This is a genomic window from Geodermatophilus siccatus (genome assembly GCF_900103785.1).
Taxonomy (GTDB): domain Bacteria; phylum Actinomycetota; class Actinomycetes; order Mycobacteriales; family Geodermatophilaceae; genus Geodermatophilus; species Geodermatophilus siccatus.
Genome location: NZ_FNHE01000002.1, coordinates 483,725 through 505,653 on the forward strand (window position 1 = coordinate 483,725; position 21,929 = coordinate 505,653).

Here is a 21,929-nt window from a genome sequence, read left to right on the forward strand (position 1 = left end):
GACCGGTCGCCGGAGCGGTCAGCCGCTGCGCGGGGGCGCCGTGCCGCCGCGCAGCTCGGTGGCCAGGACCGCCGCCTGGGTGCGGCGCTCCAGGCCCAGCTTGGCCAGCAGGTGGGAGACGTAGTTCTTGACCGTCTTCTCGGCGAGGAACATGCGCTCGCCGATCTGCCGGTTGGTGAGCCCCTCCCCGATCAGGTCCAGCACGGTGCGCTCCTGCTCGCTGAGCCTGGCCAGCGGACCGGCCGGCTCCGCGGCCCGGCGGAGCCGCTCCATCACCGCGGTCGCCGCCATGGGGTCCAGCAGCGAACCACCGGCCGCCACGGTCCGCACGCCGGTGACCAGGTCCTGGCCCAGGATCTGCTTGAGCAGGTACCCCGAGGCGCCCGCCATGATCGCCTCGAAGAGCGCCTCGTCGTCGCTGTAGCTCGTCAGCATGACCACCTTGAGCTGCGGCATCCTCGACCGCAGCTCACGGCAGACCGTGACGCCGTCCCCGTCCGGCAGCCGGACGTCGAGGATGGCGACGTCCGGCTTCAGCGCGGGCACCCGGGCCAGGGCCTCCGAGGCGTTCTTCGCCTCGCCCACGACCTCGATGCCCGGGTCCGCAGCGAGCACGTCCGCCACGCCACGGCGGACCACCTCGTGGTCGTCCAGCAGGAAGACCCTGACCACCCCGGTTCCCTCGGTCACCAGCCACCCACTCCCTCGCGCCACCGCAGCCCCGCCTCCGCCGGCACGCCGCCGCGCGGCCGTCGCGACAGGCTAGGCGCACCACCGGGTCCGCACGGCAGGGACCAAGGCCCCGCTCGCCGGGGCCTTGGTCACCCGGAGGGGACGCCGGCGTGCTCCAAGACCGGCGGCTGTCGCGGAGCGAAGGGCACGTCGATCCGGGACCTAGGCCCCCGTCGCCGCGGCGCCGACGTCCGCAGCATCGGGACCAGTCCCCGACACCACCCTGGAGCCCCACGATGACCACCGTCGAGACCCCCAGGGCCGGCGCGCGGCCCTATCCGGACGAGGCGTTGGACCTCGACCTGCGGTGGTGGGCGACGGCCAACTTCCTGACCGCCGGCCAGATCTACCTGCTGGCCAACCCCCTGCTGCGCGAGCCCCTGCGCCCGGAGCACGTCAAGCCGCGGCTGCTCGGCCACTGGGGCACCAGTCCCGGGCTGACCATGGTGCACACGCTGCTCAACCGGCTGATCCGCCGCACCGGCCAGGAGACGCTCCTCGTCACCGGCCCCGGGCACGGCGGCCCGGCGGTCCTGGCCGGTGCCTACCTGGACGGCACCTACAGCGAGGTGCACCCCGAGGTCTCGGCCGACGTGGCCGGGCTGACCCGGCTGGTGCGGCAGTTCTCCACGCCGGGCGGGGTGAGCAGCCACGCCGGCGTCCACATCCCCGGCAGCATCCACGAGGGCGGCGAGCTGGGGTACGCCCTGCTGCACGCGGCGGGCGCCGCCTTCGACGACCCGGACCTCCTGGTCGCCTGCGTGGTCGGGGACGGCGAGGCCGAGACCGGGCCGCTGGCCGCCTCGTGGCGCCTGCCGGCGTTCCTGAACCCGCGCCGGGACGGCGCCGTCCTGCCGATCCTGCACGTCAACGGCTACAAGATCTCCGGTCCCACGGTGCTGGGCCGCAGCAGCGACGCCGACCTCGGCGCCTACCTGCACAGCCAGGGCTGGGACCCGGTCGTCGTCGCCGGCGACGAGCCGCGCGCCGTGTTCCGCGAGCTCGACGCCGCGCTGTCCACCGCTCACGCGCGGATCCGCGCCCTCCGGGCCGAGGCGCGCGCGGGCCGGGGCCGGGTGCCGCTGCGCTGGCCGGCGGTCGTGCTCCGCACGCCCAAGGGCTGGACCGGGCCGCGCACCGTGGACGGGGTCCCCGTGGAGGGGACGCACCGGTCCCACCAGGTGCCGCTGAGCCGGGTGCGCGAGGACCCGGCGCACCTGGCCCAGCTGGAGCGGTGGCTGCGCTCCTACCGGCCCGAGGACTCCTTCGACGCGGAGGGGCGGCTGGTGCCCGAGCTGGCCGCGCTGGTGCCGGACGGCGATCTGCGCCTGTCCGCGACGCCGCGGGCCGGGGGCCCGCGCTTCCGGGTCCGCCCGCTGCCCCTGCCCGACCTGGCCGACCACGCCCTGCCGGTCCCCGTCCCCGGCGTGCTGCAGCACGAGACCACCCGGCCGCTGGGCGGGTACCTGCGCGACCTGCTCGTCCGCACGGGACGCGCCGACGGCGGTGGTGACTTCCGCCTGTTCTCGCCGGACGAGACCAACAGCAACCGGCTCGGCGCCGTCTTCGAGGTCACCGACCGGTGCTCGATGCTGCCCCTGCAGCCGGGCGACGAGGCGATCGGACCCGACGGCCGGGTGGTGGAGGTCTTGAGCGAGCACCTGTGCGAGGGCTGGCTGGAGGGCTACACCCTCACCGGCCGGCACGGCCTCTTCGCCACCTACGAGGCGTTCGCCATGGTCAGCGCCTCGATGGTCGTGCAGCACGCCAAGTGGCTGCAGACGGCGGCCACCGAACCCGGCCGCAGCCCGGTGCCCTCGCTGAACGTGCTGCTCACCAGCACGACCTGGCGCAACGACCACAACGGCTTCTCCCACCAGGGCCCGGGCCTGATCGACACCGTGGCGCCGCTGGCGCCGGACGTGACCCGCATCTGGTTCCCGCCGGATGCCAACAGCACCCTGGTCGTCGCCGAGGAGTGCCTGCGCAGCCGCGGCCGGGTGAACCTGGTCGTCGTCGACAAGCAGCGGCACCTGCAGTACCTGGACCTGGACGCCGCCCGCACCCTGGTGTCGGCCGGGGCGGCGGTGTGGGAGTGGGCCGGGACCGAGGACCCCGACCGCGCCCGCACCGACTCACCCGACGTCGTCCTGGCCGCCGCAGGTGACGTCCCGACGATGGAGGTCCTCGCCGCGGCGCAGTTGCTGCGCGAGCACGTCCCGCACCTGCGCGTCCGGGTGGTGGAGGTCGTCGACCTCATGGGCCTGCTGCCACCCGGCGAGCACCCGGCGGCGTTCTCGCCGGAGCGCTTCCGCGACCTGTTCACCGACACCGTCGACGTCGTCTTCGCCTTCCACGGCCACCCGCGGGCGATCCACCCGCTGGTGCACGGCCGGCCGGACGTCGACCGCTTCCACGTCCGCGGGTTCACCGAGCACGGCACCACCACCACGCCGTTCGACATGGTGGTGGTCAACCGGATGAGCCGCTACGACCTGGTCCTGGAGGCGCTGCGCCGGTCCCGTCGGGTCCCGGAGGGCGGCGACGCCCTGGCCCGGCTGTGCCGGGAGCAGCTGCGGCGGCACCGGGAGCACGTCGTCGTGGCGCTCGACGACCTGCCCGAGGTCCGCGACTGGACCTGGCAGCGCTGACCCCTGGCGCCGGCGGGACCGAGGTCACCGCCCGCGGTCGAGGCCCCCCGGGCGGTCGGCTCGGGTCCGGTTCGCGCACGCCCGAGAACGGGCACCGTGGGTCGCGTCGAGGCCGGCCGGGGCTTCGCCGTCGTCGCCGGGGAGGTGCGGGGGATCACCGCGCGCTGATCGGCGTCCCGGCGCCGCGGCCCGACCGGCCCCGGTTGTGCCGGGAGCCACCACGGCGGCATGGTGAGCGCGTGGTCGAGGCGCTCGGGGTCCCCGACCGGACGAGGGAGGCGGGGCGACGATGACCGACTCGGGAACCCGGGGGACGGATGCGACCGGGACCGAGATCCCCGTCGACGAGTGCTACCGGCTCCTGCGCACCCAGCAGGTCGGCCGGCTGGGGGTGAACGCCGAGCACTACCCGCTGATCTTCCCGGTCAACTACGGCATGGACGGCGAGACGATCGTCATCCGGACCTCACCGGGGACGAAACTGAGCGCGGCCCAGCACGCGAACGTGACCTTCGAGGTCGACGAGATCGACCAGTTCGCGCGCAGCGGGTGGAGCGTGCTCGTCCGTGGTCTCGCCGAGGAGGTCACCGAGGCGCACGGCCCCGAGCTCGTGCGGCGGACCCACGACGTCGGTGTCCACCCCTGGGCGCCCGGGGAGCACGGCCACTGGCTGCGGCTCATCCCGCACCACGTCACGGGGCGACGGGTCGTGCCCGGGGAGCTGCCACCGGCGGTCGACCCGCGCGCCTACCTCTGACCGATCGGTCGCAGCGCCCGTCCGCGCCCGCTCAGCTCCCCGCAGGCCGCGCCCGCTCAGCCCACCGGAGCCGGCTCGACCAGCGCGGCGAACTGGGCCCTGAGCGCAGCCGTCAGGACCGGGAGGTCCGGCACCCGGTCGCGATCGGCCATGACGGTCACGGCCAGCGTGCCGGCGTAGGAGAGCGCGTCGAACGAGACCGTGACGTTGCCGGCCTCACCCGCGGCCACTGGCAGGATCGCCTCCACCGTCCTCCCGGCCAGGGTGAGCCGCCCGTCCGGTCCGGGCACGTTGCTCACGAGCGTGTGGAAGCGGCGCTGGTGGGCGAGGAACCAGGAGTAGCCGCCGGCGGCCGCGAGCGCCCGGAACACCGGCCCGAACAGGGCGATGAGCGGCGGTGCGGTGGCCGCCGCCCGGGCCGCGCGGACGGTGCCGGCGAACCGACGCAGCCGCTCGGCCGGATCTCCGACGACCGGCACGGCGACCACGAGCGGCGTGTTGGCGTTGCCGAGGTCGCTCCCCGCGGCCGACCGGCGTCCGGAGACGACGACGGTCACGGCCAGGGGGTCGACCGTCTCCCCCCGCCCCTCCAGGAGGGCACCAAGGGCACCCGCCACCGCGACCAGCAGCGCGTCGTTGACCGTGCCACCTGCCCGGTGGGCCGCCCGCCGCAGCGCCTCCAGCCCCACCCGCACGACCGCGGCCCGCCGGTGCGGCCCCGTGGGGGCCAGCAGGGAGCAGGGTGCCGCCCGGGGTGCGTGCAGCCCCCCGCCGGCGCGCAGGGCGTCCCGAACCGCCGAGAGCCCCGAGCGCCAGCGGGTCAGGCACCGCACGCGGACCCCCCACGCCTCGGCCACCAGTCGCCGGTACGACGGGCGCGGCCGCGGAGCGCGCGGCTCGGGTGCGCCGGCGCCGTCCACCACGGAGGCCAGCAGCGCCAGCCCGCCGACGCCGTCGACCAGCACGTGCGAGAGGACGACGACGACACCGGTGCGGCCCTCGGGCAGTCCGCGGACGACGGTCGCGCTCCACCGCGGCCGGTCCGCGGGCAGCCGGGTGCTGACCAGTTCCGCGGCCAGGTCGAGCAGCGCCTGCTCGTCGCCGGGTGGTGGGCAGCGCAGCACGGAGACGTGAGCGGCCGTGCTGGGGTGCGGGTCGTCGACCCACACCGGGCGACCGGCGCCCGGTGGCGCACCGACCAGCCGCTGCCGCAACCGCGGCACCCGGCCCAGCCGCTCGGCCACCACTGCGCCGAGCGCGTCGTCCGGGGTGCAGCCCGGACCGAGCACGAGCCCCGCGGCGAACTGCATGGGCACGGTGCCGCCGGTGTCGATGGCCCGCATGGCGAGGTCGGCCGAGCTCGCCCGGTCGACCGGGACGCCGGCGCCCTCCACGTCAGCCCGCCGCTGCGCCGGCCGCTCCCGGCCCGCGCAGCGGCTGGTCGAGGGTGAGCTCGCCGACGTGGAGTCGGGCGATGCGCAGGTCCTCGATCTCCCCCCGCTTGAGCGCGAGGCGGCCCACGGTCAGCGCGCCCACCGTCAGGGCGCCGGCGGCGAAGGACCCCACGGCCAGCCCGCCGACGGCCAGCGCCCCCGTGGCCAACGCCCCCGTGGCGGCGGACCGGAGGGCCACCGCTCGCGCGGCCGGCTGCTGGGGCCGCCTCCGGACGCTGCGGGTCACCGCTCGCTCCCCGGGGTCGTGCCGACCTGCGGGGTGTCCGCCGGCGCCGGGCGCGGCGGCGGCGGCGGCGCGACCGGTCCGGGCGGTGGGGCGTACTGCGGGTACACGGGCCCGGCCGGACCCGAGCGGGCCCGGTGCACGCCCAGGGCCACGAGCAGTGCCCCGACGACGGCCAGCACCCCGCCGAGGACGAGCAGGCCGGCCCACAGCCACGGGAGCGCCGGCACGGTGACCCCGGCGCGCGCGTCGACGTCCACGCCGGCCGAGCCGTCGGCCCGCATCACGACGACCGTCCAGTCGCCGTCCGACGGCGTCCACTGCAGGGTCTGGGTGCCCGGCCCCTGCACCGAGGCGACCCAGAAGTCCTCGTCCACGGGGAGGGACGCCGGCGCTCCGCCGCGGATCTCGGCGGTGGTGCCGAGTCCGCCGTCCGGACCGAGATCGCCGACCCGCCCGTGCTCGACCCCGGCCAGGTACCGGTCGACGTCCGCGGATCGCGCCACGCCCACGAAGACCCCGGTCGCGGGCTCGGCCGCGGTGGTCTCGACGCGGACGTCGCCGACGAACTCGTCGACCACCCACTCCTCCCCCGCGGTGTCCAGGGTGACGTCGTCGGTGGTCAGCGCGTACCCGGCGGTCGAGAGGTCGTCGGCTGCGGACCACACGTAGCCGTCCTGGCGCTGGGTCGTGTCGGCCCACGCGAGCCCTGCGCCGCCGACGATCGGGCCGGTTGCGGCTAGGAGCAGGACCGCGCCGGTCACGACGGCGAGCACCGGACCCGCACTCCACCCGCTCCACGGTTGCCGACCCGGGTGCCCACGGACCGCCATCGGCGGGGTGCCGGCCGAGGGCTGCGGCACCGGACCGTGCGGGCCCACCGGACGTGAGCCGGGGTCGGCGCCGCCCAGGTCCATCCGGAACGGCGGGTACCGGTCGGTCATCAGGGCGACGTAGGCCGCGACCCGCAGCACCCACCGGTCCATGCCGAGCACGAAGTCGTACAGCGGGGTCGGGTACCGGCCGGTGAAGAGCAGCACGACCGCGGCCACCAGCACCAGCAGCCCGACCAGCCCGCCGGCTCCCCAGCTGTCGTCCCACCGCACGTCGTCCGCGGGCGACGTGCTGATCCAGAGGCCGCCGCCGGCGAAGAGCGCCACCACCAGCCAGTGCGGGAGCGCCAGCAACCACGACTTGACCAGCACCAGCCCCCGGGACAGCCGCTCCGGGTACGGGACGTCGAGCCGGGCCGGGTAGTCCGGCACGTCGGCCAGGGTGAACGGCGGGTACCGGTCGGTCCCCAGGGCGGCGTACCCGTAGTAGTGGACCCGCCAGCTCCAGCGGAGCACCCCGACGTCGAAGTCGAAGAGCGCCCGCGGATAGCGCCCGGTGAACAGGATCGCGAACCAGGCGACGACCGTGAGCACGGGAAAGGCGATCCAGAGGAACGCCAGCACGACGAAGTGCGGGATCAGCAGGAACCACTTGACCAGCCACAGCCAGCGCGAGAGCGGCACGTCCAGCGACGCGTCGACCCGCACCGGGTAGGGCGGATGGGTCTCGGTCACGGCATCGACCTCCGCTTCGCCCACTCGGGCCGCGCGGTAGCACCGGCCGGCGGTGGGGTTGTACCGAGCCTCCGGCGGTCCCCCGGGGTCCGACACCGCCATCGGTCCACGGGACGGCGGGACGGAGGTCCCTGGCCGATCCGGGCGTGCGGCACAGGGGACTGCGGCCGGACGGAACGGGGCCGCCGCCGCCGACGGGACCTGCGCCCCTCGATCGCGGCCCGCCGTGGCCGGATGCTCGGTACCTGCCGGGTGTCCCCTGCGGCGAGCTCAGGGGGAGGAGCGCGTGATGGGTGCCGAGGTCCCGTTCCCCGCCTGGCGAACGCTGCGGGCGTTCACGTTGGGCCGCGGTCCGCTCAAGCGCGGCTCCGACCGCGTGCAGTTCGCCGCACGGCTGGTCCTGGTCCTGGTCGTCCTCGTGTCGATCCCGGTGGCGCTCGCCGTCGGCACTGTCGTCCACGAGCGGCTGCAGGCGGTCGCGCGAGAGCAAGCAGCCGGGCTGACCCGTGTGACCGCGGTGGCGCTCGAGGACGCGCCGTCCGCGGCAGAGATCCGGCCCGGTCGTGGGCGACCCGGCACGACGGTGCAGTGGGTGGCCCCGGACGGGGTGCCCGTGCAGGTGCAGGTCTGGGCCCCGGCCGGCACGCGCGCCGGGGACCGGGTCCGCGCGTGGACGACCGCCGACGGCCGACCAGCGGCCGACCCCATGACTGCACTGCAGGTGGTGCGCAGCACGATCGTCTTCGTCACCATCGGCTGGGCGGCCTCAGTGCTCGTGACGGGGACGGCGTACGCGGTGCTGTGCTGGGTCCTGGACCGGCACCGGGATTGGCGCTGGACGCGGGAGTGGGCCGAGATCGAGCCGACCTGGAGCCGCCGCGTGCCCTGAGGGCTCCGTGCCTGACCAGGCCAGGTGCCCGGGCCACCCGGGCCACCGGAGCCGACCGCCCCCCTGGCGCCGGAAGAGCCGGCGCAGCCATCCGGTTCGGCCTGGCCACCGACCCGGTGCGCCAGCCGCTGGAGGTACCGACCACGTGTGCCGGGCTCCGGCGGAGCTGAGCGGGTGGTCAGCCACTCCTCGGCAGGTGATCACGGGCTCGTTGCGCCGGCCGGCGCCGTGTCTGCGCGTGCCCCCGCGCAACAGCCCCATGATCAACTCGTCGGGAAGAGGTCGAGCTGGCGCCGCTGGCAAGGACGATGCCGATGGACCGCTTCGACGAGGTCAGCTCCGGACGGCGCAGCACCATCCCGACCGACGCGCGCGAGTGGGCGGCGGTGACCGCCGGCGGGCCACGGTGCGGGCGGCGCTGCGTTCGGTCGCGCTGAGGTGGAACAGCTCGCGCCCCGAGCGGGGGAGGTCCTCGGTCGGCCGGGTGGGCGGTGGGGAGGACGCTGGACCGGGCCGGGCGCGCCCGCCGCGACGGGCGGCGCGCACCACGAGCAGCAGGGCGGCCGGCACGAGCGCAACGACGACGGAGACCGCCAGCTCCACCGCGGTCAGCGGCTCGGTGCCCAGCAGGGTGCTCAACCCGGGCGAGTAGACGGCCGCGAGCAGGAGGACGGCGTTGGCCCCGACGGCGACCGGCACCCAGACCCCGCTGCGCCCGGACCGCCAGGCGCCCCGCGGCCGCAGCGCCAGGGCCAGGGCCAGCTGGGCGACGGCCAGCGTGACGAACAGCTGGGTCTGCCACGGCCCGTTGCCGGCACGGGCGGCCACCGCCACCCCGAGGCACACCGCCGCCACGGCGAGCGCCAGGCCGCCCACCTGGGCCACCAGGCGCCGGTCGAAGACGCCGGAGGAGGGGCGCCGCGGCGGGCGGGCGAGCACGTCCGGCCCCGCGGGTTCGCTGCCCATCGCGACCCCGACCGGCCCGTGGGTGAGGAGGTTGACCCACAGCACCTGCGCGGGCAGCAGCGGGAGCGCCAGCCCGAGGAACGGCCCGCCGAGCATGACCAGCACCTCGGCCGCGCCGCCCGCGACGCCGTAGCCGACGAAGCGGCGGACGTTGTCGAACACCCGCCGTCCCTCGGCGACCGCCGCGGTGACGGTGGCCAGGCTGTCGTCGGCGAGCACCAGGTCGGCTGCCTCCTTGGCCACCTCGGTCCCGCGCTGCCCCATCGCCACGCCGATGTCGGCCGCGCGCAGGGCCGGGGCGTCGTTGACCCCGTCGCCGGTCATGGCGACCACGTGCCCGTCGCCCTGCCAGCCGGTGACCAGGCGCAGCTTGCCTTCCGGCTCGACGCGGGCCAGCACGCTGTCGGCCACCGGGTGGCGCTCGTCGACCAGCCCGACCGCCCGCGCCACGGCCTCGGCCGTGCCGGCGTGGTCACCGGTCACCAGCACCGGACGGATGCCCGCGCGGTGGCACGAGGCGATCGCCGCGGCCGCCCCCGGTCGCACCGGGTCGTCCATCCCGACCAGCCCCAGCAGGACGCCGTCCCGCGCGACGGCCAGCAGCCGGGTGCCCTCGGCGGCCCAGCGGGCGGCGACGACGGCGGCGGCCTCCTCGCCGGGGAGTCCCGGCAGCACGGCCTCCGGGGCTCCCTTGGTCACCACGGTCGTGCGCCCGTCGGGACCGCGGTGCGTCGTCGACATCCGCCGGGTGACCGCGTCGAAGGGCTCCTCCGCCAGCCGCGGGTACGCCGCCCGCACGGCCGCCACGTCGACCCCGGCGCCCAGGGCCGCCCGCACCAGCGCGGTCTCGGTGTCCGCCGTCCCCGCCGACCCCGCCGCGCCCGCGCCCGTGGGGTCGGCGTCGTTGCACAGCACCGCCGCCTCGAGCACCCGGCGGACGGCCGGCGACGCCTCGGCCGCCACCCGCGCCGCGCCGTCGTCCGGGGTCCACACCCGGTCGGCCACCATCGCCCCGGCCGTGAGCGTCCCGGTCTTGTCCGTGGCCAGCAGGGTCACCGACCCCAGCGTCTCCACCGCCGGCAGCGACCGGACGACGGCACCCCGGCGGCTCATCCGCGACGCCCCGCCGGCGAGCGCCAGGGCCACCACCGCTGGCAGCGACTCCGGGACGGCGGCCACGGCCAGCGCCACCGCCGCCACGACCGTCGTCTCCCACGGCTGGCCGCGCAGCAGCCCGGAGGCCACGAACAGCAGGCAGGCGACCGTCACGGCTCCGGCGATCTGCCGCCCCAACCTCGCCAGCCGCCGCTGCAGCGGGGTCAGCGGCTGCGCCGCCCCCTGCACCAGCGAGGACACCCGGCCGACCGCACTGTCCGCCCCGGTGGCGGTGACCACGGCCTCCGCCGTGCCCCGCACCACGGTGGACCCGGCGTGCACCATCCCCGCCCGGTCGCCCAGGGCCGTCCCGGCGGCGGACACCGTGCCGGCCGACCGGTCCACCGGCAGTGACTCCCCGGTGAGCGGGGACTCGTCGACCTGCAACCTGGTGCTGCGCACCAGCCGGGCGTCGGCGCCGACGACGTCCCCCGCGGTCAGCCGCAGGACGTCGCCGCGCACCAGCTCGCGGGTCGGCACCCACAGGTCCCGGCCGCCCCGGACCACCCGGGCGCTGGGCGCGACCAGCTCGCCGAGCGCGGCCGTCGCCCGGAGGGCCCGGCGCTCCTGCACCACGCCCAGGGCGGTGTTGACCACGACCACCAGGAGGATCACCGCCAGGTCGACCAGGTCCCCGATCACGGCGGTCAGCACCGCCGCCGCGAGGAGCACCAGGATCAGCGTGTCCCGCAGCTGGTCGGCCACCGAGCGCGCGAGGGACACCGGCCGGCGGGTCCGCACCTCGTTCGGGCCGTCGGTCGCCAGCTGCGCGGCCGCCGTCGCGTCGTCCAGCCCGGTGGCCGGGTCGACCCCCAGCTCGGCGGCGACCTGCTCGGCCGGGAGCGCCCACGGTGCCGAGGCCCGGGGCGCGGGTGTCACCCCCTGCGGGGCCGCGGGAGCGCGGACCCCGAGGACCCGCACGATCCCCCAGCCGGTCACGACGGCGACGGTGGCGGCCATCGCGCAGCCGCCGACGACCCCGACCAGCGCCACGACGCCCGGTTCCTGGCCCGGCTGCCACAGCGGCGTGGTCACCGCCGTGAACACCCCCAGGCCGGCCAGCCAGCCGGCCGCGGTCCAGCCGATCCACCGTGCGCTCCGGGGCACGAGGCGCCGGAGCACCGACCACTGCGCTCCGCCGAGGACGGTCAGGAGCAGCACCCCTCCGGCCAGCCCCCCGGCGACCTGGAGCCCGATCGGCCACTGCCCCACCGCGCCGCCGAGAGCGGCCGGGGTCAGCCCGACGGCCCAGGCGGCCGCCGCGGCGGCGGCCGTCCGCACCACCCAGTCCCGTCGGGGGAAGCCCGGCAGCACCCGGCCCAGCACGCCGGCCTGCGCCCAGCCCAGCACTGCGCCCTCCCCGGCTCCGGCCGCCACCAGGACGGCGGCGGCGAGCAGGTCCCCGGGGTCGTCGGCGCCGGCGAGGACGGCGGCGGTCGGCAGGAGGAAACCGGCGGTCTCACCCAGCCAGGTGGCCGCCACCCACCGCCGCAGCAGCTCGCGGCGACCGTGCGGCCGTCCCGTGGGGACAGCACGGTCCGTGGTCGGGGGTGCGGTGCCGGTGCTCACGTGCCGAGCCTGCGGCTCCCGGCAGGGCCCGGTTCAGGGCAGGAGGTCCCGCGGGGACGGGACGGGCGGCCCGCACGGAGCGGACGACGGGTCAACCCAGCACCGACTCGAGTGCGGTCGCCGCGAGCAGCCGGGCCCACCAGGGCCGTCGCGGGAGCGGGCCGGCTCCCGCAGGGCGGGTGCGACGCCAGGCCCGCCGGGCCGGACGGACCGCCATCACTCCGCCCTTCATGCTGACCCAGCCGCCGGGGCCCATGGTCACGGTGGCCTTGGCCGCGCTGGGCCGGGCGGCCAGGCGGCGGGCTGTCAGCACGCCGCCGACCACGAGCTCCGCGGTGGTGAGGACCCTGGTGACGTCGACGACGGGGTGCCAGCGCACCCGGCCGTCGCGGAGGACGAAGGCCCCCATCGGCCGGCTGCCGGACATCTCGGCGTCGAAGCCGCGGTCCTCTCGCCCGACCCCGGCACGGCGGGTCGCGGTGTGGCTCCTGGCCGCCGTCGCGGTGATCACGCTCGTCCCGTCCCGCTCGTACGGCGGGGCGAACGTGAGGACCTGCCGATCGTGGCGGTCGGACGTGGGTCGGGGCTCGGTCATCTGCACTCCCGGTGTCGGCGGTCCCGGCCACGCTGGCACTGCACCGGCAGCTCCGGTACGGGCCGGAGGTCCCGACCGCGGACGTCCTTCGACCGACGCCGGGATCCGCACCGCCACCCCAGCATGGGCCGGAGGGCACCGCCGACCGGCCGACGGCGAGGGAGGGGACGCGCGGGATGAGGACCCACACGGGGGCGCTGGAGGTCGACGTGGTGCGGGCGGACGTCGTCGAGGCCGACCGGGTGGACGTCGTCGTGTCGCTCACGGCGGCCCACGACGTGGTGGTCGACAGCGGTCAGGTCGACCTGGTCCGCACGCTGGCCCTCAGCCATCGTGAACGGAACTGGAACGGTGCCGGCTCCACCGTGGGTCGACGCACCGAGTCCGTGCTCGGCCGGGTCGACCTCGACGCGGCGGGCTCCCTGGTCGCCGGCCAGACCGAGCACCTGCACGCGGTCGTGCCCGTGCCGAGGACCGGCGAGGCCTCGGTCGCCGGCCGGCTTGTCCAGCAGGGGTACGCCGTGCGGGTGCGGTGCCGCACCGGGGAGCACGTCGTCGCGGCGACGAGGGACGTCCACGTCCCCTCCACGCCGGACCCGTCCTCCTCGGCGCTGCCACCCGCCGTGCGGGAGGACGCCGGGACCGCCGTCCTGGGCATCGAGGACGTACCGCGACCCCGGCTGTACGGCGGGGTCCCGGTGCGAGGCACGGTGACTCTCGACCCACTGGTCGGCGGGCACGCGCGCGGGGTGCGCGTGGACCTCCTGATGGTGGAGCGGGTGTCCGCCGCCGGCGGCGAGCCGCTGCAGGAGGACCTCGACGCGTCGACCGTCATGGCCTCCGTGTCGCCGGCGGAGCACGTGGAGCTGGTGCCCGGTCAGGCCCTGCGGCTGCCGTTCACCCTGCACGTGCCCGACCGCCTCCCGGCGCCGACCGTGCGGACACCGGACTTCGCGGTGCGCTGGGTGCTGCGGGCCGTCCTCGACCGACCTCTGCGGCGCGATCCCTCGGTGACGCTCGAGCTCCTGGCGGCGACCACGGCCTGACTCCTCGGCGTCCCGCTCCGAACGTCCGCCCGGGCGGTGGGTCCTGCGGCACCGGGACGATCGGCCCTCACGATCACGAGCCGTCCCGGCCACCGTGGGGCCGTGCCCGCCGACCGGATGCCGCTGCTCGAGGCGGCCCTGAACCTGTCCCGCTTCCACAAGGAGCACGAGCGGTTCTACGCCTCCTCGCCGCTGGAGACCGCGCTGCGGCTGCAGCGGCACGCCCGCGCCCTGCAGGCACTGGCCGACCGGTGGACCGCCGCCGTGCCCTCGGAGCACCCGGCGCCGAGTCCCCACGCGGGCGCCGAGGACCTCAACAGCGAGGCCGCGACCGCCCTCGAGGGCGTGCTCTTCCTGGAGGGCGAGGGCCGCCCGGCCGAGATGACCGCGATGATCGGCGCGCTGCGTGCCGACGCCGACGCGTTCGCCGCGGGCGGGAACTGGCTGGCGGACGCGATGCAGGCGTCGTGGAACGTGGCCGCGGCGCTGCTGGAGATCGATGCCCTCGCCGACGTCATGGGCGAACGGCATCGGATCATCGCCAACGACTGGCTGGCCGCGCACGAGCAGTCACTGATCGCCGTCCTGCTCGTCCGCGCCGCCGACATGCTCGACCGCGTCGAGCTCACCCCGGCCGCCCTGCGTGCTGATCTCGCCGGCGCCCGCGTCGCGCCGGGCCGGCTGTACGCCGCGGCCGAGGTGGTCTCCCGGGCCGCGGACCTGTGCTGCGAGTCCGCCGAGCTGGTGCACGACAACGAACGCCGCTGGCGGGTGACCCGCGGGCGCATCGAGGAGGTCGTGCAGGCGATGGCGTCCGGCGGCGACCCGGCCTCGCCACGCGGCGCCGACGGGGAGCCGCGGCGCGAGGAGGTCGGCGGCTGAGGACGACGCCGGATCACCGCTCCGGTGCCGTCCCGGCCTCGGGGGCTCCGCGCGGACGACCGGCGGGGAGGCGACGGAGACGTCGAGCGTCTCCTGCCCGGTCGGGTGCACGGAACGCCGCGGAGGCGGACCGGGCGAGTGGCTGTGGCCTTGCACGCCCGTCCGTGGTGGGCCCGCGCCAGCCGGGTCCTGCGGAGTCCCAGCCCGACGACGGACGGACCTTGGTCGCTCGCACCCGGGACCCACGGCCCTGCGCCTGACCGCACTGCCGGCCGAGGCTCCTCGCCTACCGACCGTCAGGAGCTCCCATGGACCACCCCACCGACGCATCGCGCCCGCACGCCCCCGCGGCGCAGGCCCGGGCGGTCGCGCTCGAAGCAGCCGTCGACCGGGCGGTTCGCGCGCCCTCGGTGCACAACACCCAGCCGTGGACGTTCGTCCTGGGTCCCGACCGCGTCGAGGTGCGCGCCGACCGCACCAGGCAGCTCACCGTCATCGACCCGCTCGGCCGCGAGCTGGTGCAGAGCGTCGGGGCGGCGCTGTTCAACCTGCGCGTCGCCCTCGCGGCCCGCGGGTGGGCCGTGGCCGTGAACCGCTTCCCGCGGCCCGACGACCCCGACCTGCTGGCGGTCGTGCGCGCCGTCGCCGGCGCTCCCGACGTCTCCCTCGCCGGATACGACCAGACCATCCCCCGTCGCCGGACCAACCGGCGCCCGCTGACCGGCGACCCCGTCCCCGACGAGCTGCTCCGCGAGCTGGCGGCCCTCGCCGCGGCCGAGGGCACCGTGCTGGTGCCGGTGCTCCGGCAGGACCACCGCCACCTGGTGGCGCGGTTGACCCAGCAGGCCGACGAGCTGCAGAACGCCGACCGCGCCTACCGGGCCGAGATCCGGCACTGGACGACCCGGCCGGCCGAGGAGGGCGATGGGGTGCCGGCGTCCGCGGTCCCGCGCATGGAGGGCCGGTTCCCCGTCGACATGCCGCAGCGGGACTTCGACACCCGCGGCGAGGGGCGGCTGCCCGAGGATCCCGGCGACAGCGCCGAGCGGACGCTGGCGCTGCTGGCCACCCGCACCGACTCCCCCCTCGACTGGCTGAGGTGCGGCGAGGCGCTGCAGCACGTGCTCCTGGAGCTGACCCGGCGCGGATGGGTGGCCAGCCCCGTCACGCAAGCCATCGAGGTCCCGCTCACCCGTACCCAGCTGAGGGCGGCTCTGACCTGGGACGCCCACCCCCAGGTGCTGCTGAGGATCGGGCACGCCGACGACCTGGCGGCGGCTCCGCGCCGGTCCCGCGCCGATGTCGTGCGCAACAGCACCCGGCTGCCCGAGCCACGGCGCACCCGGGCGGTCCCGACGCCGACGAGCTGGCCACCGGGACGACGGGACCCCCGGCCCGCGCCCCGCCCGGTGTCGGACGGCCGCGGGGGGACGACGTGGCTGTGACGTCCCCGAGCCGGCCCACCGAGCCCGGACACCGCGGCCCGGTGCGACGTCGAGGGTGCAGTCGGTGACGCCGGCGCGGCCGCGGGTGCTCGTGACGGCGGCGAGCAGGCACGGGTCCACCCACGAGATCGCCGACGCGCTCACGCGTCGGCTGCAGGAGGCTGCCGGGGACCGGGGACTCACCGCGGCCGCCCTGCACGCGGAGAACCGTCCGGACCCGGCCGGGTTCGACGCCGTCGTCCTCGGCAGTGCCGTCTACCACGGCAGCTGGCTGGAGCCGGCCCGGGAGCTCGCCCACCGGCACGCCGCCGTCCTGCGCGCGCGGCCGGTGTGGCTGTTCTCCAGCGGTCCCATCGGTGAGCCGCCGTACCCGCCGGACGAGCCGTACGACGCCGCCACGCTGACCGGGCTGCTCGCTCCCCGTGGCCACCGCGTGTTCCCCGGACGGCTGGAGCCGTCGCGGCTGAGCGCCCCCGAACGGGCCGTGGTGACCGCGATGCGGGCACCGGTCGGCGACTTCCGCGACTGGGACGCCGTCCGGAGCTGGGCGGTGGAGATCGCGACGGCGCTCACCAGCGCGGCCCTCCCGGCCGAGGAGGGGATGCGGTGACCGCGGAGGCCGACGCCGTGCTGCACCGCACCGGGCCAGGTCAGACGCGCGGAGCGGCGGCCAGCGACGCGCCGATGGTCTCGCCCCAGGCCGTGACCGCCGGCAGGTCGCGGAAGTCGCCCTCCGGCGCGCGCAGCGCCGCGACGACGGCCCGCTCCGGGAGGCCGAGGAGGGAGCGGTCGAGCCGCCCGGGGAACACCCGGTGCTCCCGGCACCGCGTCAGGGTGAGCATCTCGCCGACGTCCAGCAGCTCCTCCGGTGGCCGCCCCGGCGTCCCGACCGGGCCGCTGGAGAAGGCCCAGACCGGCCGGTCCCACAGGTCGATCGCGGTGCGCAGGACCAGGTCGCGGGCCACGGGCAGCCAGTGCCCCTGGTAGACGGCGCTGCCGACCACGACGGCGTCGCAGTCGCGGACCGAGTCCACCTCCGCGGCGTCCCGGACCTCGACGTCGGCGCTCCCGGCCCGCCGGATCCCGTCGGCCACCGCCTCGGCGACGCCCCGCGTCCCCCCGTGCCGGCTGGCGACCGCGACCAGCACCCGGATCGGGCCGCTCCCTCCGTCCCGGTCCGCCCGTCCGGGGGGAGGCTCGTCCTCCCGGGCCGCGGCGGTCCGGGCGAGGCGGTCCACGACGGCCTCCTCGTCGACGGGGACGGCGAGCACGCGCAGCCCCGTCGCCACCAGCCGCTCGCTCGGCGACCCGTGCAACGCTGCGGCGCCCGGGCGCACCGGCAGCAGCCGGGCGCAGACCCGCTCGCGGACCGCGGCCGAGTGGACCCCGATGCCCCCGGTGAACACCAGTGAGTCCCAGCCGTCCAGGGTCGTCACGGCCGCGGCCACGGCCATGGCGACGTCCCGGACGAAGACCCGCACGGCCAGGTCGGCGGCGGAGTCCTCTGCCTCGAGCAGCGTCCGCAGGTCGGTCCGGCCGCCGGAGAGCCCGGCGACGCCCGACCGCCGGTTAAGCAGGTCACGGACGGCGCCGGCAGACCCCTCCCGCCCCACCAGCCGGAGCACGACCTCCGGGTCGAGGTCCCCGCTGCGGGTCAACGACGGCACACCCCCGGCGGGGCTGAGCGCCATGGTCGTGTGCCGCGGGAGCCCGGCGTCGACCGCCGTGACGCTGCAGCCGCTGCCCAGGTGCACCACCACGGCGCGCCCGAGACCGGGCACGAGGTCGACGACGCTCTGCACGGCCAGCCCGTGGAACCCCCACCGCCGCAGCCCGGCGCTGCGGACCTCCTCCGGCAGCGGCAGGGCGACGGCCTCGTCGGGTAGCCGGTCGTGGAACCCGCTGTCCGATACGAGCACCACCTGCGCCTGCGGCCACTGCCGGCACGCCTCGTCCACCACGTCCAGCTGGCGCGGCAGGTGCAGCGGGTCGAGGTCGGCCTCGGCGCGCAGCCGGGCGAGCAGCGCGCCCCCGGCCGGGACGGCGCCGTGCAGCAGCGGGCTGCCGTGGACGATCCGGTGGGCGACGACGTCGGGACGCAGGCCGCGCCGGGCGAGCGCCGCGGCGACCACGGTCAGCACGTCGTCCCACCCGGCGCAGGGACCGGCGTCCTCCGCAGGCGAGCCGGGGACCTCCACCGTGACGCGTCCGGCACCCCGGTCGAGGCCGGCGACATCCAGCCGCAGCCGCAGCGCCGGGTCACGCACCGCCGCCTTGAGCGAACTGGACCCGACGTTCAGGGACAGCACCACCGGGCGCGCGCCGAGGAGCCGGGACGACGTCATGGTCGGACACCCCTTCGAGGGTCGGCGGGACGCAGGGACCAGGCTGGCACCGGCGTCGACGGGCGGGGTGGGGTCGGAGGTCCCGTCCACGGGTGCCCTCCCGGCACGGCGCGGTCCGGTGACCGGCCGCCTGCTGTGCCACCTCCGTGTGCTGGGCGCCCATCGGCTGGCCGGCAGCCGGGGTCGACATGCACCTGCGAGGGGGGCGCTCCAGCGCACGCTCGGCCAGGAGCTGCCCCGGGCCGAGCTCCCCCTCGCCACCGCGGCCGGACTGCTCGTCCTGCTCGGGATCGCGGCGGTCGCGGAAGAGCTGGGCTGGACCGGCTACCTCCTCGACGCCTGGCTGCAGCGCTGGGGCGCGCTGCCCACGGCGCTGGCCGTGGGACTGGTGTGGGCGGCCTGGCACCTGGTGCCCTACGTGCAGGCGGGTCACGGACCGACGTGGCCGGCCTTCCAGTGCCTCCTGACGGTCGCTCTCCGGGTGCTGATCGTCCGGGTGCACACCGACTCCGGCCGGAGCCTGCCGGTGGCCGCCGCCATGCACGCGTCGGCGAACCTCACGGTCGCGGCCTTCCCCCGCTGCGGCTCGCACTACGACCCGGTGGTGACCGGCTCGCTCCTCTGGTCGGACAGCGGACCTCGGGCCCTGTGGACGGTCCGCCGGCCGGGTCCACCGTGGGGCCGGGGGATCCGCGAGCGCACAGGGAGCCGACGCCATGACCGAGCCGCACCTGGTCCTGCACGCACCGTCGCCTGCACCCGGGGCCACCGGTGTCCCGCCGGGAACGGTCACCTGGCTGGACGACCCGCGCTCGGCGGACCTCGCCCTGGCCGGCGGCAAGGGCGCCCGCCTGGCCCGGCTCCGGCAGGCCGGCCTGCCGGTGCCCGACGGCTTCGTCGTCGGCACGGACTCCTACCGGCACTTCGTTGCCACCGCCGGCCTCGCCCCGCTCGTCGAGCAGGTCACGGCAGACCTCGACGCCCGGGACACCGATGGGATGACGGCCGCCTCGGCGAGGCTGCGGGCCGCCTTCGAGGCCGCGCCGGTGCCCGAGGACGTCGCCAGCCCGATCGTCGCGGCCTGGCGCCGGCTGGGCGGGCAGGCCGTGGCGGTGCGCTCCTCGGCCACCACGGAGGACCTCCCCGGTGCCAGCTCCGCCGGCCAGCAGGACACGCTGCTCGACGTCACCGGCGCCGAGCGGGTGGTGGACGCCGTCCGGCGCTGCTGGTCGTCGCTGTGGACGGCGCGGGCCCTGGCCTACCGCACCCGGCAGGGAGATCCGCACGCGCAGACCGCCGTGGCCGTCGTCGTCCAGCGGATGGTGCCGGCGGACGTCGCCGGGGTGTTGTTCACCGCCGACCCGCTGACCGGGCGCCGCGACCGCGTGGTGGTCGAGGCCGTGCGCGGACTGGGGGACGCGCTGGTGAGCGGCCGGGTGACTCCCCAGCGGTGGGTCCTCGACGCCGGCACGCGCGCCGTCCTGGATGCACCCGACGGCGCCGGCCGGCACCTGCTGGACGGCGAGCGCCTCCGCGAGCTGGCGGGACTCGGTCTGGCCGCTGCCACGCTGTCCGGCGGACCCCAGGACGTGGAGTGGGCCACCGCCGGCGAGCGCTGCTGGCTCCTGCAGGCGCGGCCGATCACCACCCTCTTCCCCCTGCCCTCCGGACCGCCGGCCGGCCCGGGCCTGCGGGTGTACATCCCGCTGACGCTCGCCTCGCAGGGCATCGCCGAGCCCCTGACCCCCGCCGGCACCGCGGTGTTCGCCGGGCTGGCCACGGCCGTGTCGTCCCTCTGGTCCCTCCGGAGCCGTCCGCGCCAGGAGCTGCCGCCGTGGGTCTCCCTGGCCGCCGGGCGCCTCTTCTACGACGTCACCCCGCTCCTGGCCTCGCCACGCCTGGGCCGGCGCCTGGCGGACCGGATGGCGCTCAAGGACCCCGCGACCTCGGCCGCCCTGCACGAGTGGCTCGACCGGGAGGGCTCCCGTCTGGACCGCCCGCGCGGGGTGGCCCTGCCGGCGGGGCTGGCGGTGTGGGTCGCCCGCGAGGTCCCCGGGCTGCTCGCGGCGGCCGTCGCCCCGGACCGCGCACGCCGGAGGCTGCTCGCCCAGGTGGAGGACCAGGTCGAGCGGTTCCGCCGGGAGGCCGCGGGCCTGGCGGGGCCCCGGGAGCAGGTGGAGTTCGTCCTCCGGGCCCTGCCGAGGCGCACCCTCGACGTGGCCTGGGCCCAGCTGCCGCCCGTGTACGTGGGCCTGCTCGCCGGCGCGCTGGCCGCCTGGCTCTGCGAGCGGTGGCTGGGGTCCTCCGCCGGGCTCGAGCCGGTGCGCCGCTGGCTGCCCCACGACCCGACGGTCGCCATGGGTGCCGCGCTGGCCCGCCTGGCGCGGACCTGCCGGGAGGCAGGCGGAGAACCGTTCCCGACCGCGCCGGGCATGCAGGAGTTCCTGGACACCTTCGGGCACCGGGCGCCGGACCGGGAGATCGACCTGGGCCTGCCACGCTTCCGGGACGACCCGTCCTACGTGGTGCAGCTCGTCCGCGGCTACCTCGCGGCCGGCGACCCGGCCGACCTGCTGGCCCGGCACCGGCGCGGTGCCGAGGAGGCCGACGCCGCCGTCCGGGACCTGGTCGCCGCGGTCCGCCGCGCCCGCGGCCCGGTCCGCGCGCTGGTGCTGCGCGCGGTGCTCGCCCGGTACCGGGCCCTCGGCGGCCTGCGGGAGCGGCCAAGTTCGACCTGGTGCGGGTGCTCGCCGAGGGCCGCAGCCTGCTGCAGCAGGTCGGTGCCGCCCTCGTCGCGGCCGGCCACCTCGACGACGCCGACGACGTCTTCTTCCTCGACCCGGCCGACCTGCGCGCCGGGGTGGACGGGACGGCGCCGGGCCTGCGCCGGCGCGCCGAGCGCGGGCGTCGGGAGTACGAGCGGGAGCTCGGCCGGCGGGCGGTCCCGTCGGTCCTGACCAGCGACGGCGAGACGGTGTACGCCCCGACCGCACCCGCGGGGAGCGCACCCGGCACCCTCGTCGGCACCGGGGTGTCCCCGGGGGTGCACGAGGGCGTCGTGCGGGTCCTCGACTCCCCCGTGGGCGCCGCGCTGGCTCCCGGTGAGGTGCTCGTCGCCGCCAGCACCGACCCCGGCTGGACCCCGCTGTTCCACCTCGCCGGGGCCCTGGTGATGGAGGTCGGCGGCGTCGTCTCCCACGGGGCGATCGTGGCCCGGGAGTACGGCATCCCGGCGTCGCCACGGTGCCCGACGCGACCCGGCGGCTGCGCACCGGCCAGCGGGTGCGGGTGGACGGCGGCGCGGGGACGGTCACCGTCCTGGACGGCTCCTGAGGCGTGGCCGAGGCGCTGCGGCAGCCCGGCTCACCAGGTGCCGGGAACCGTGCCGACGCTCCTCAGCGTGGCCAGCCGCCTGCGGTACTCGTCCTCGTCGATCTCACCCCGGGCGAACCGGTCGGCGAGCAGTCGCTCCGCCGTGTCCGGCCCGGCTGTGCGCGGCGCCCGGGAGGGGCCGTCCCCGGGGCGCCGGACGGCGCGGACCACCACCCACGCGACGAGTCCGAGCAGCGCGAGGAAGAGCAGGCTGGCGAGCGTGGTGGCCGCCCAGCCCCAGCCGGTCATGTGACCCCAGCCGTTCCAGCCCATCATGCGG

General features: G+C 77.1%; 16 protein-coding genes and 2 pseudogenes. 10 read left to right on the forward strand and 8 right to left on the reverse strand.

Annotated elements, in window-relative coordinates; all coding sequences use genetic code 11:
• Positions 1-18 precede the first annotated feature (18 nt).
• Positions 19-690 carry a response regulator transcription factor gene (locus BLS21_RS05475; protein WP_281241906.1) on the reverse strand — a complete coding sequence of 224 codons (672 nt, stop codon included), beginning with the start codon at positions 688-690 and terminating at the stop codon, positions 19-21.
• Between the two features lie 278 nt (positions 691-968).
• On the opposite strand from BLS21_RS05475, the gene BLS21_RS05480 reads away from it, so the two are divergent.
• Both BLS21_RS05480 and BLS21_RS05485 read left to right on the forward strand, forming a co-directional pair.
• Positions 969-3,383, forward strand: a complete 2,415-nt coding sequence (locus BLS21_RS05480; RefSeq protein ID WP_091214853.1) for a phosphoketolase family protein — start codon at positions 969-971, stop codon at positions 3,381-3,383.
• A 289-nt stretch (positions 3,384-3,672) separates the two neighbouring features.
• A complete protein-coding gene (locus BLS21_RS05485) occupies positions 3,673-4,140 on the forward strand; it encodes a pyridoxamine 5'-phosphate oxidase family protein (protein ID WP_091214855.1) in 468 nt (155 codons plus the stop codon).
• Positions 4,141-4,196: 56 nt separating this feature from the next.
• Here BLS21_RS05485 and BLS21_RS05490 read toward each other — a convergent pair whose 3' ends face one another.
• The 3 genes from BLS21_RS05490 to BLS21_RS25745 are packed head-to-tail and all read right to left on the reverse strand — an operon-like array spanning position 4,197 to position 7,385.
• A complete protein-coding gene (locus BLS21_RS05490; protein WP_091214858.1) occupies positions 4,197-5,534 on the reverse strand; it encodes a wax ester/triacylglycerol synthase domain-containing protein in 1,338 nt (445 codons plus the stop codon).
• A 1-nt stretch (position 5,535) separates the two neighbouring features.
• Positions 5,536-5,820 carry a hypothetical protein gene (locus BLS21_RS05495; RefSeq protein ID WP_091214861.1) on the reverse strand — a complete coding sequence of 95 codons (285 nt, stop codon included), beginning with the start codon at positions 5,818-5,820 and terminating at the stop codon, positions 5,536-5,538.
• Entirely contained in the window at positions 5,817-7,385 is a 1,569-nt protein-coding gene (locus BLS21_RS25745; RefSeq protein ID WP_245700078.1) for a DUF4389 domain-containing protein, read from the reverse strand. Before BLS21_RS25745 ends, BLS21_RS05495 begins: the two co-directional genes overlap by 4 nt.
• 289 nt (positions 7,386-7,674) lie before the next feature.
• On the opposite strand from BLS21_RS25745, the gene BLS21_RS05505 reads away from it, so the two are divergent.
• Positions 7,675-8,274: an Rv1733c family protein gene (locus BLS21_RS05505; protein ID WP_091214866.1), complete on the forward strand. Its 600-nt coding sequence runs from the start codon at positions 7,675-7,677 to the stop codon at positions 8,272-8,274.
• Between the two features lie 333 nt (positions 8,275-8,607).
• On the opposite strand, the gene BLS21_RS05510 is transcribed toward BLS21_RS05505, so the two are convergent.
• Both BLS21_RS05510 and BLS21_RS05515 read right to left on the reverse strand, forming a co-directional pair.
• Positions 8,608-11,964: a cation-translocating P-type ATPase gene (locus BLS21_RS05510; RefSeq protein ID WP_217635996.1), complete on the reverse strand. Its 3,357-nt coding sequence runs from the start codon at positions 11,962-11,964 to the stop codon at positions 8,608-8,610.
• Between the two features lie 91 nt (positions 11,965-12,055).
• Positions 12,056-12,559, reverse strand: a complete 504-nt coding sequence (locus BLS21_RS05515) for a hypothetical protein (RefSeq protein WP_139177023.1) — start codon at positions 12,557-12,559, stop codon at positions 12,056-12,058.
• Positions 12,560-12,735: 176 nt separating this feature from the next.
• Here BLS21_RS05515 and BLS21_RS05520 point away from each other — a divergent pair, with 176 nt between their 5' ends.
• From BLS21_RS05520 to BLS21_RS05530, 4 genes are all read left to right on the forward strand, one after another.
• Positions 12,736-13,605, forward strand: coding sequence for a hypothetical protein (locus BLS21_RS05520; RefSeq protein WP_091214871.1), 870 nt, complete (start codon positions 12,736-12,738; stop codon positions 13,603-13,605).
• Between the two features lie 102 nt (positions 13,606-13,707).
• On the forward strand, positions 13,708-14,487 hold the full coding sequence (locus BLS21_RS05525; protein WP_217635998.1) for a hypothetical protein: 780 nt from the start codon (positions 13,708-13,710) through the stop codon (positions 14,485-14,487).
• Between the two features lie 308 nt (positions 14,488-14,795).
• Positions 14,796-15,932: an Acg family FMN-binding oxidoreductase gene (locus tag BLS21_RS25515; protein WP_217636000.1), complete on the forward strand. Its 1,137-nt coding sequence runs from the start codon at positions 14,796-14,798 to the stop codon at positions 15,930-15,932.
• A 64-nt stretch (positions 15,933-15,996) separates the two neighbouring features.
• The gene (locus tag BLS21_RS05530; RefSeq protein WP_217636001.1) at positions 15,997-16,542 is read left to right on the forward strand and encodes a flavodoxin domain-containing protein; all 546 of its coding nucleotides are present in this window, start codon (positions 15,997-15,999) and stop codon (positions 16,540-16,542) included.
• 40 nt (positions 16,543-16,582) lie between these two features.
• On the opposite strand, the gene BLS21_RS05535 is transcribed toward BLS21_RS05530, so the two are convergent.
• Entirely contained in the window at positions 16,583-18,277 is a 1,695-nt protein-coding gene (locus tag BLS21_RS05535) for a flavodoxin domain-containing protein (RefSeq protein ID WP_139177024.1), read from the reverse strand.
• Here BLS21_RS05535 and BLS21_RS26400 point away from each other — a divergent pair.
• The 3 genes and pseudogenes from BLS21_RS26400 to BLS21_RS26405 all read left to right on the forward strand — a co-directional run.
• Positions 18,276-18,824 (forward strand): annotated as a pseudogene (locus tag BLS21_RS26400) (CPBP family intramembrane glutamic endopeptidase); the annotation flags it as partial. The gene BLS21_RS05535 and the pseudogene BLS21_RS26400 sit on opposite strands and share 2 nt — an antisense overlap.
• Positions 18,825-18,993: 169 nt before the next feature.
• The gene (locus tag BLS21_RS05545) at positions 18,994-21,234 is read left to right on the forward strand and encodes a PEP/pyruvate-binding domain-containing protein (protein ID WP_091214879.1); all 2,241 of its coding nucleotides are present in this window, start codon (positions 18,994-18,996) and stop codon (positions 21,232-21,234) included.
• 149 nt (positions 21,235-21,383) lie between these two features.
• Positions 21,384-21,500: pseudogene (locus BLS21_RS26405) on the forward strand (PEP-utilizing enzyme); the annotation flags it as partial.
• A gap of 140 nt (positions 21,501-21,640) precedes the next feature.
• Here the strand turns inward: BLS21_RS26405 and BLS21_RS05550 are convergent.
• On the reverse strand, positions 21,641-21,925 hold the full coding sequence (locus BLS21_RS05550) for an SHOCT domain-containing protein (protein ID WP_091214882.1): 285 nt from the start codon (positions 21,923-21,925) through the stop codon (positions 21,641-21,643).
• Positions 21,926-21,929 lie beyond the last annotated feature (4 nt).

Excerpts from the sequence above, each read along its gene's own strand:
- BLS21_RS05480 (WP_091214853.1), top strand. The coding sequence starts at position 969 with ATGACCACCGTCGAGACCCCCAGGGCCGGCGCGCGGCCCTATCCGGAC.
- BLS21_RS05485 (WP_091214855.1), top strand. The coding sequence starts at position 3,673 with ATGACCGACTCGGGAACCCGGGGGACGGATGCGACCGGGACCGAGATC.
- BLS21_RS05505 (WP_091214866.1), top strand. The coding sequence starts at position 7,675 with ATGGGTGCCGAGGTCCCGTTCCCCGCCTGGCGAACGCTGCGGGCGTTC.
- BLS21_RS05515 (WP_139177023.1), bottom strand. The coding sequence starts at position 12,559 with ATGACCGAGCCCCGACCCACGTCCGACCGCCACGATCGGCAGGTCCTC.
- BLS21_RS05520 (WP_091214871.1), top strand. The coding sequence starts at position 12,736 with ATGAGGACCCACACGGGGGCGCTGGAGGTCGACGTGGTGCGGGCGGAC.
- BLS21_RS25515 (WP_217636000.1), top strand. The coding sequence starts at position 14,796 with ATGGACCACCCCACCGACGCATCGCGCCCGCACGCCCCCGCGGCGCAG.
- BLS21_RS05535 (WP_139177024.1), bottom strand. The coding sequence starts at position 18,277 with ATGACGTCGTCCCGGCTCCTCGGCGCGCGCCCGGTGGTGCTGTCCCTG.
- BLS21_RS05545 (WP_091214879.1), top strand. The coding sequence starts at position 18,994 with ATGACCGAGCCGCACCTGGTCCTGCACGCACCGTCGCCTGCACCCGGG.
- BLS21_RS05550 (WP_091214882.1), bottom strand. The coding sequence starts at position 21,925 with ATGATGGGCTGGAACGGCTGGGGTCACATGACCGGCTGGGGCTGGGCG.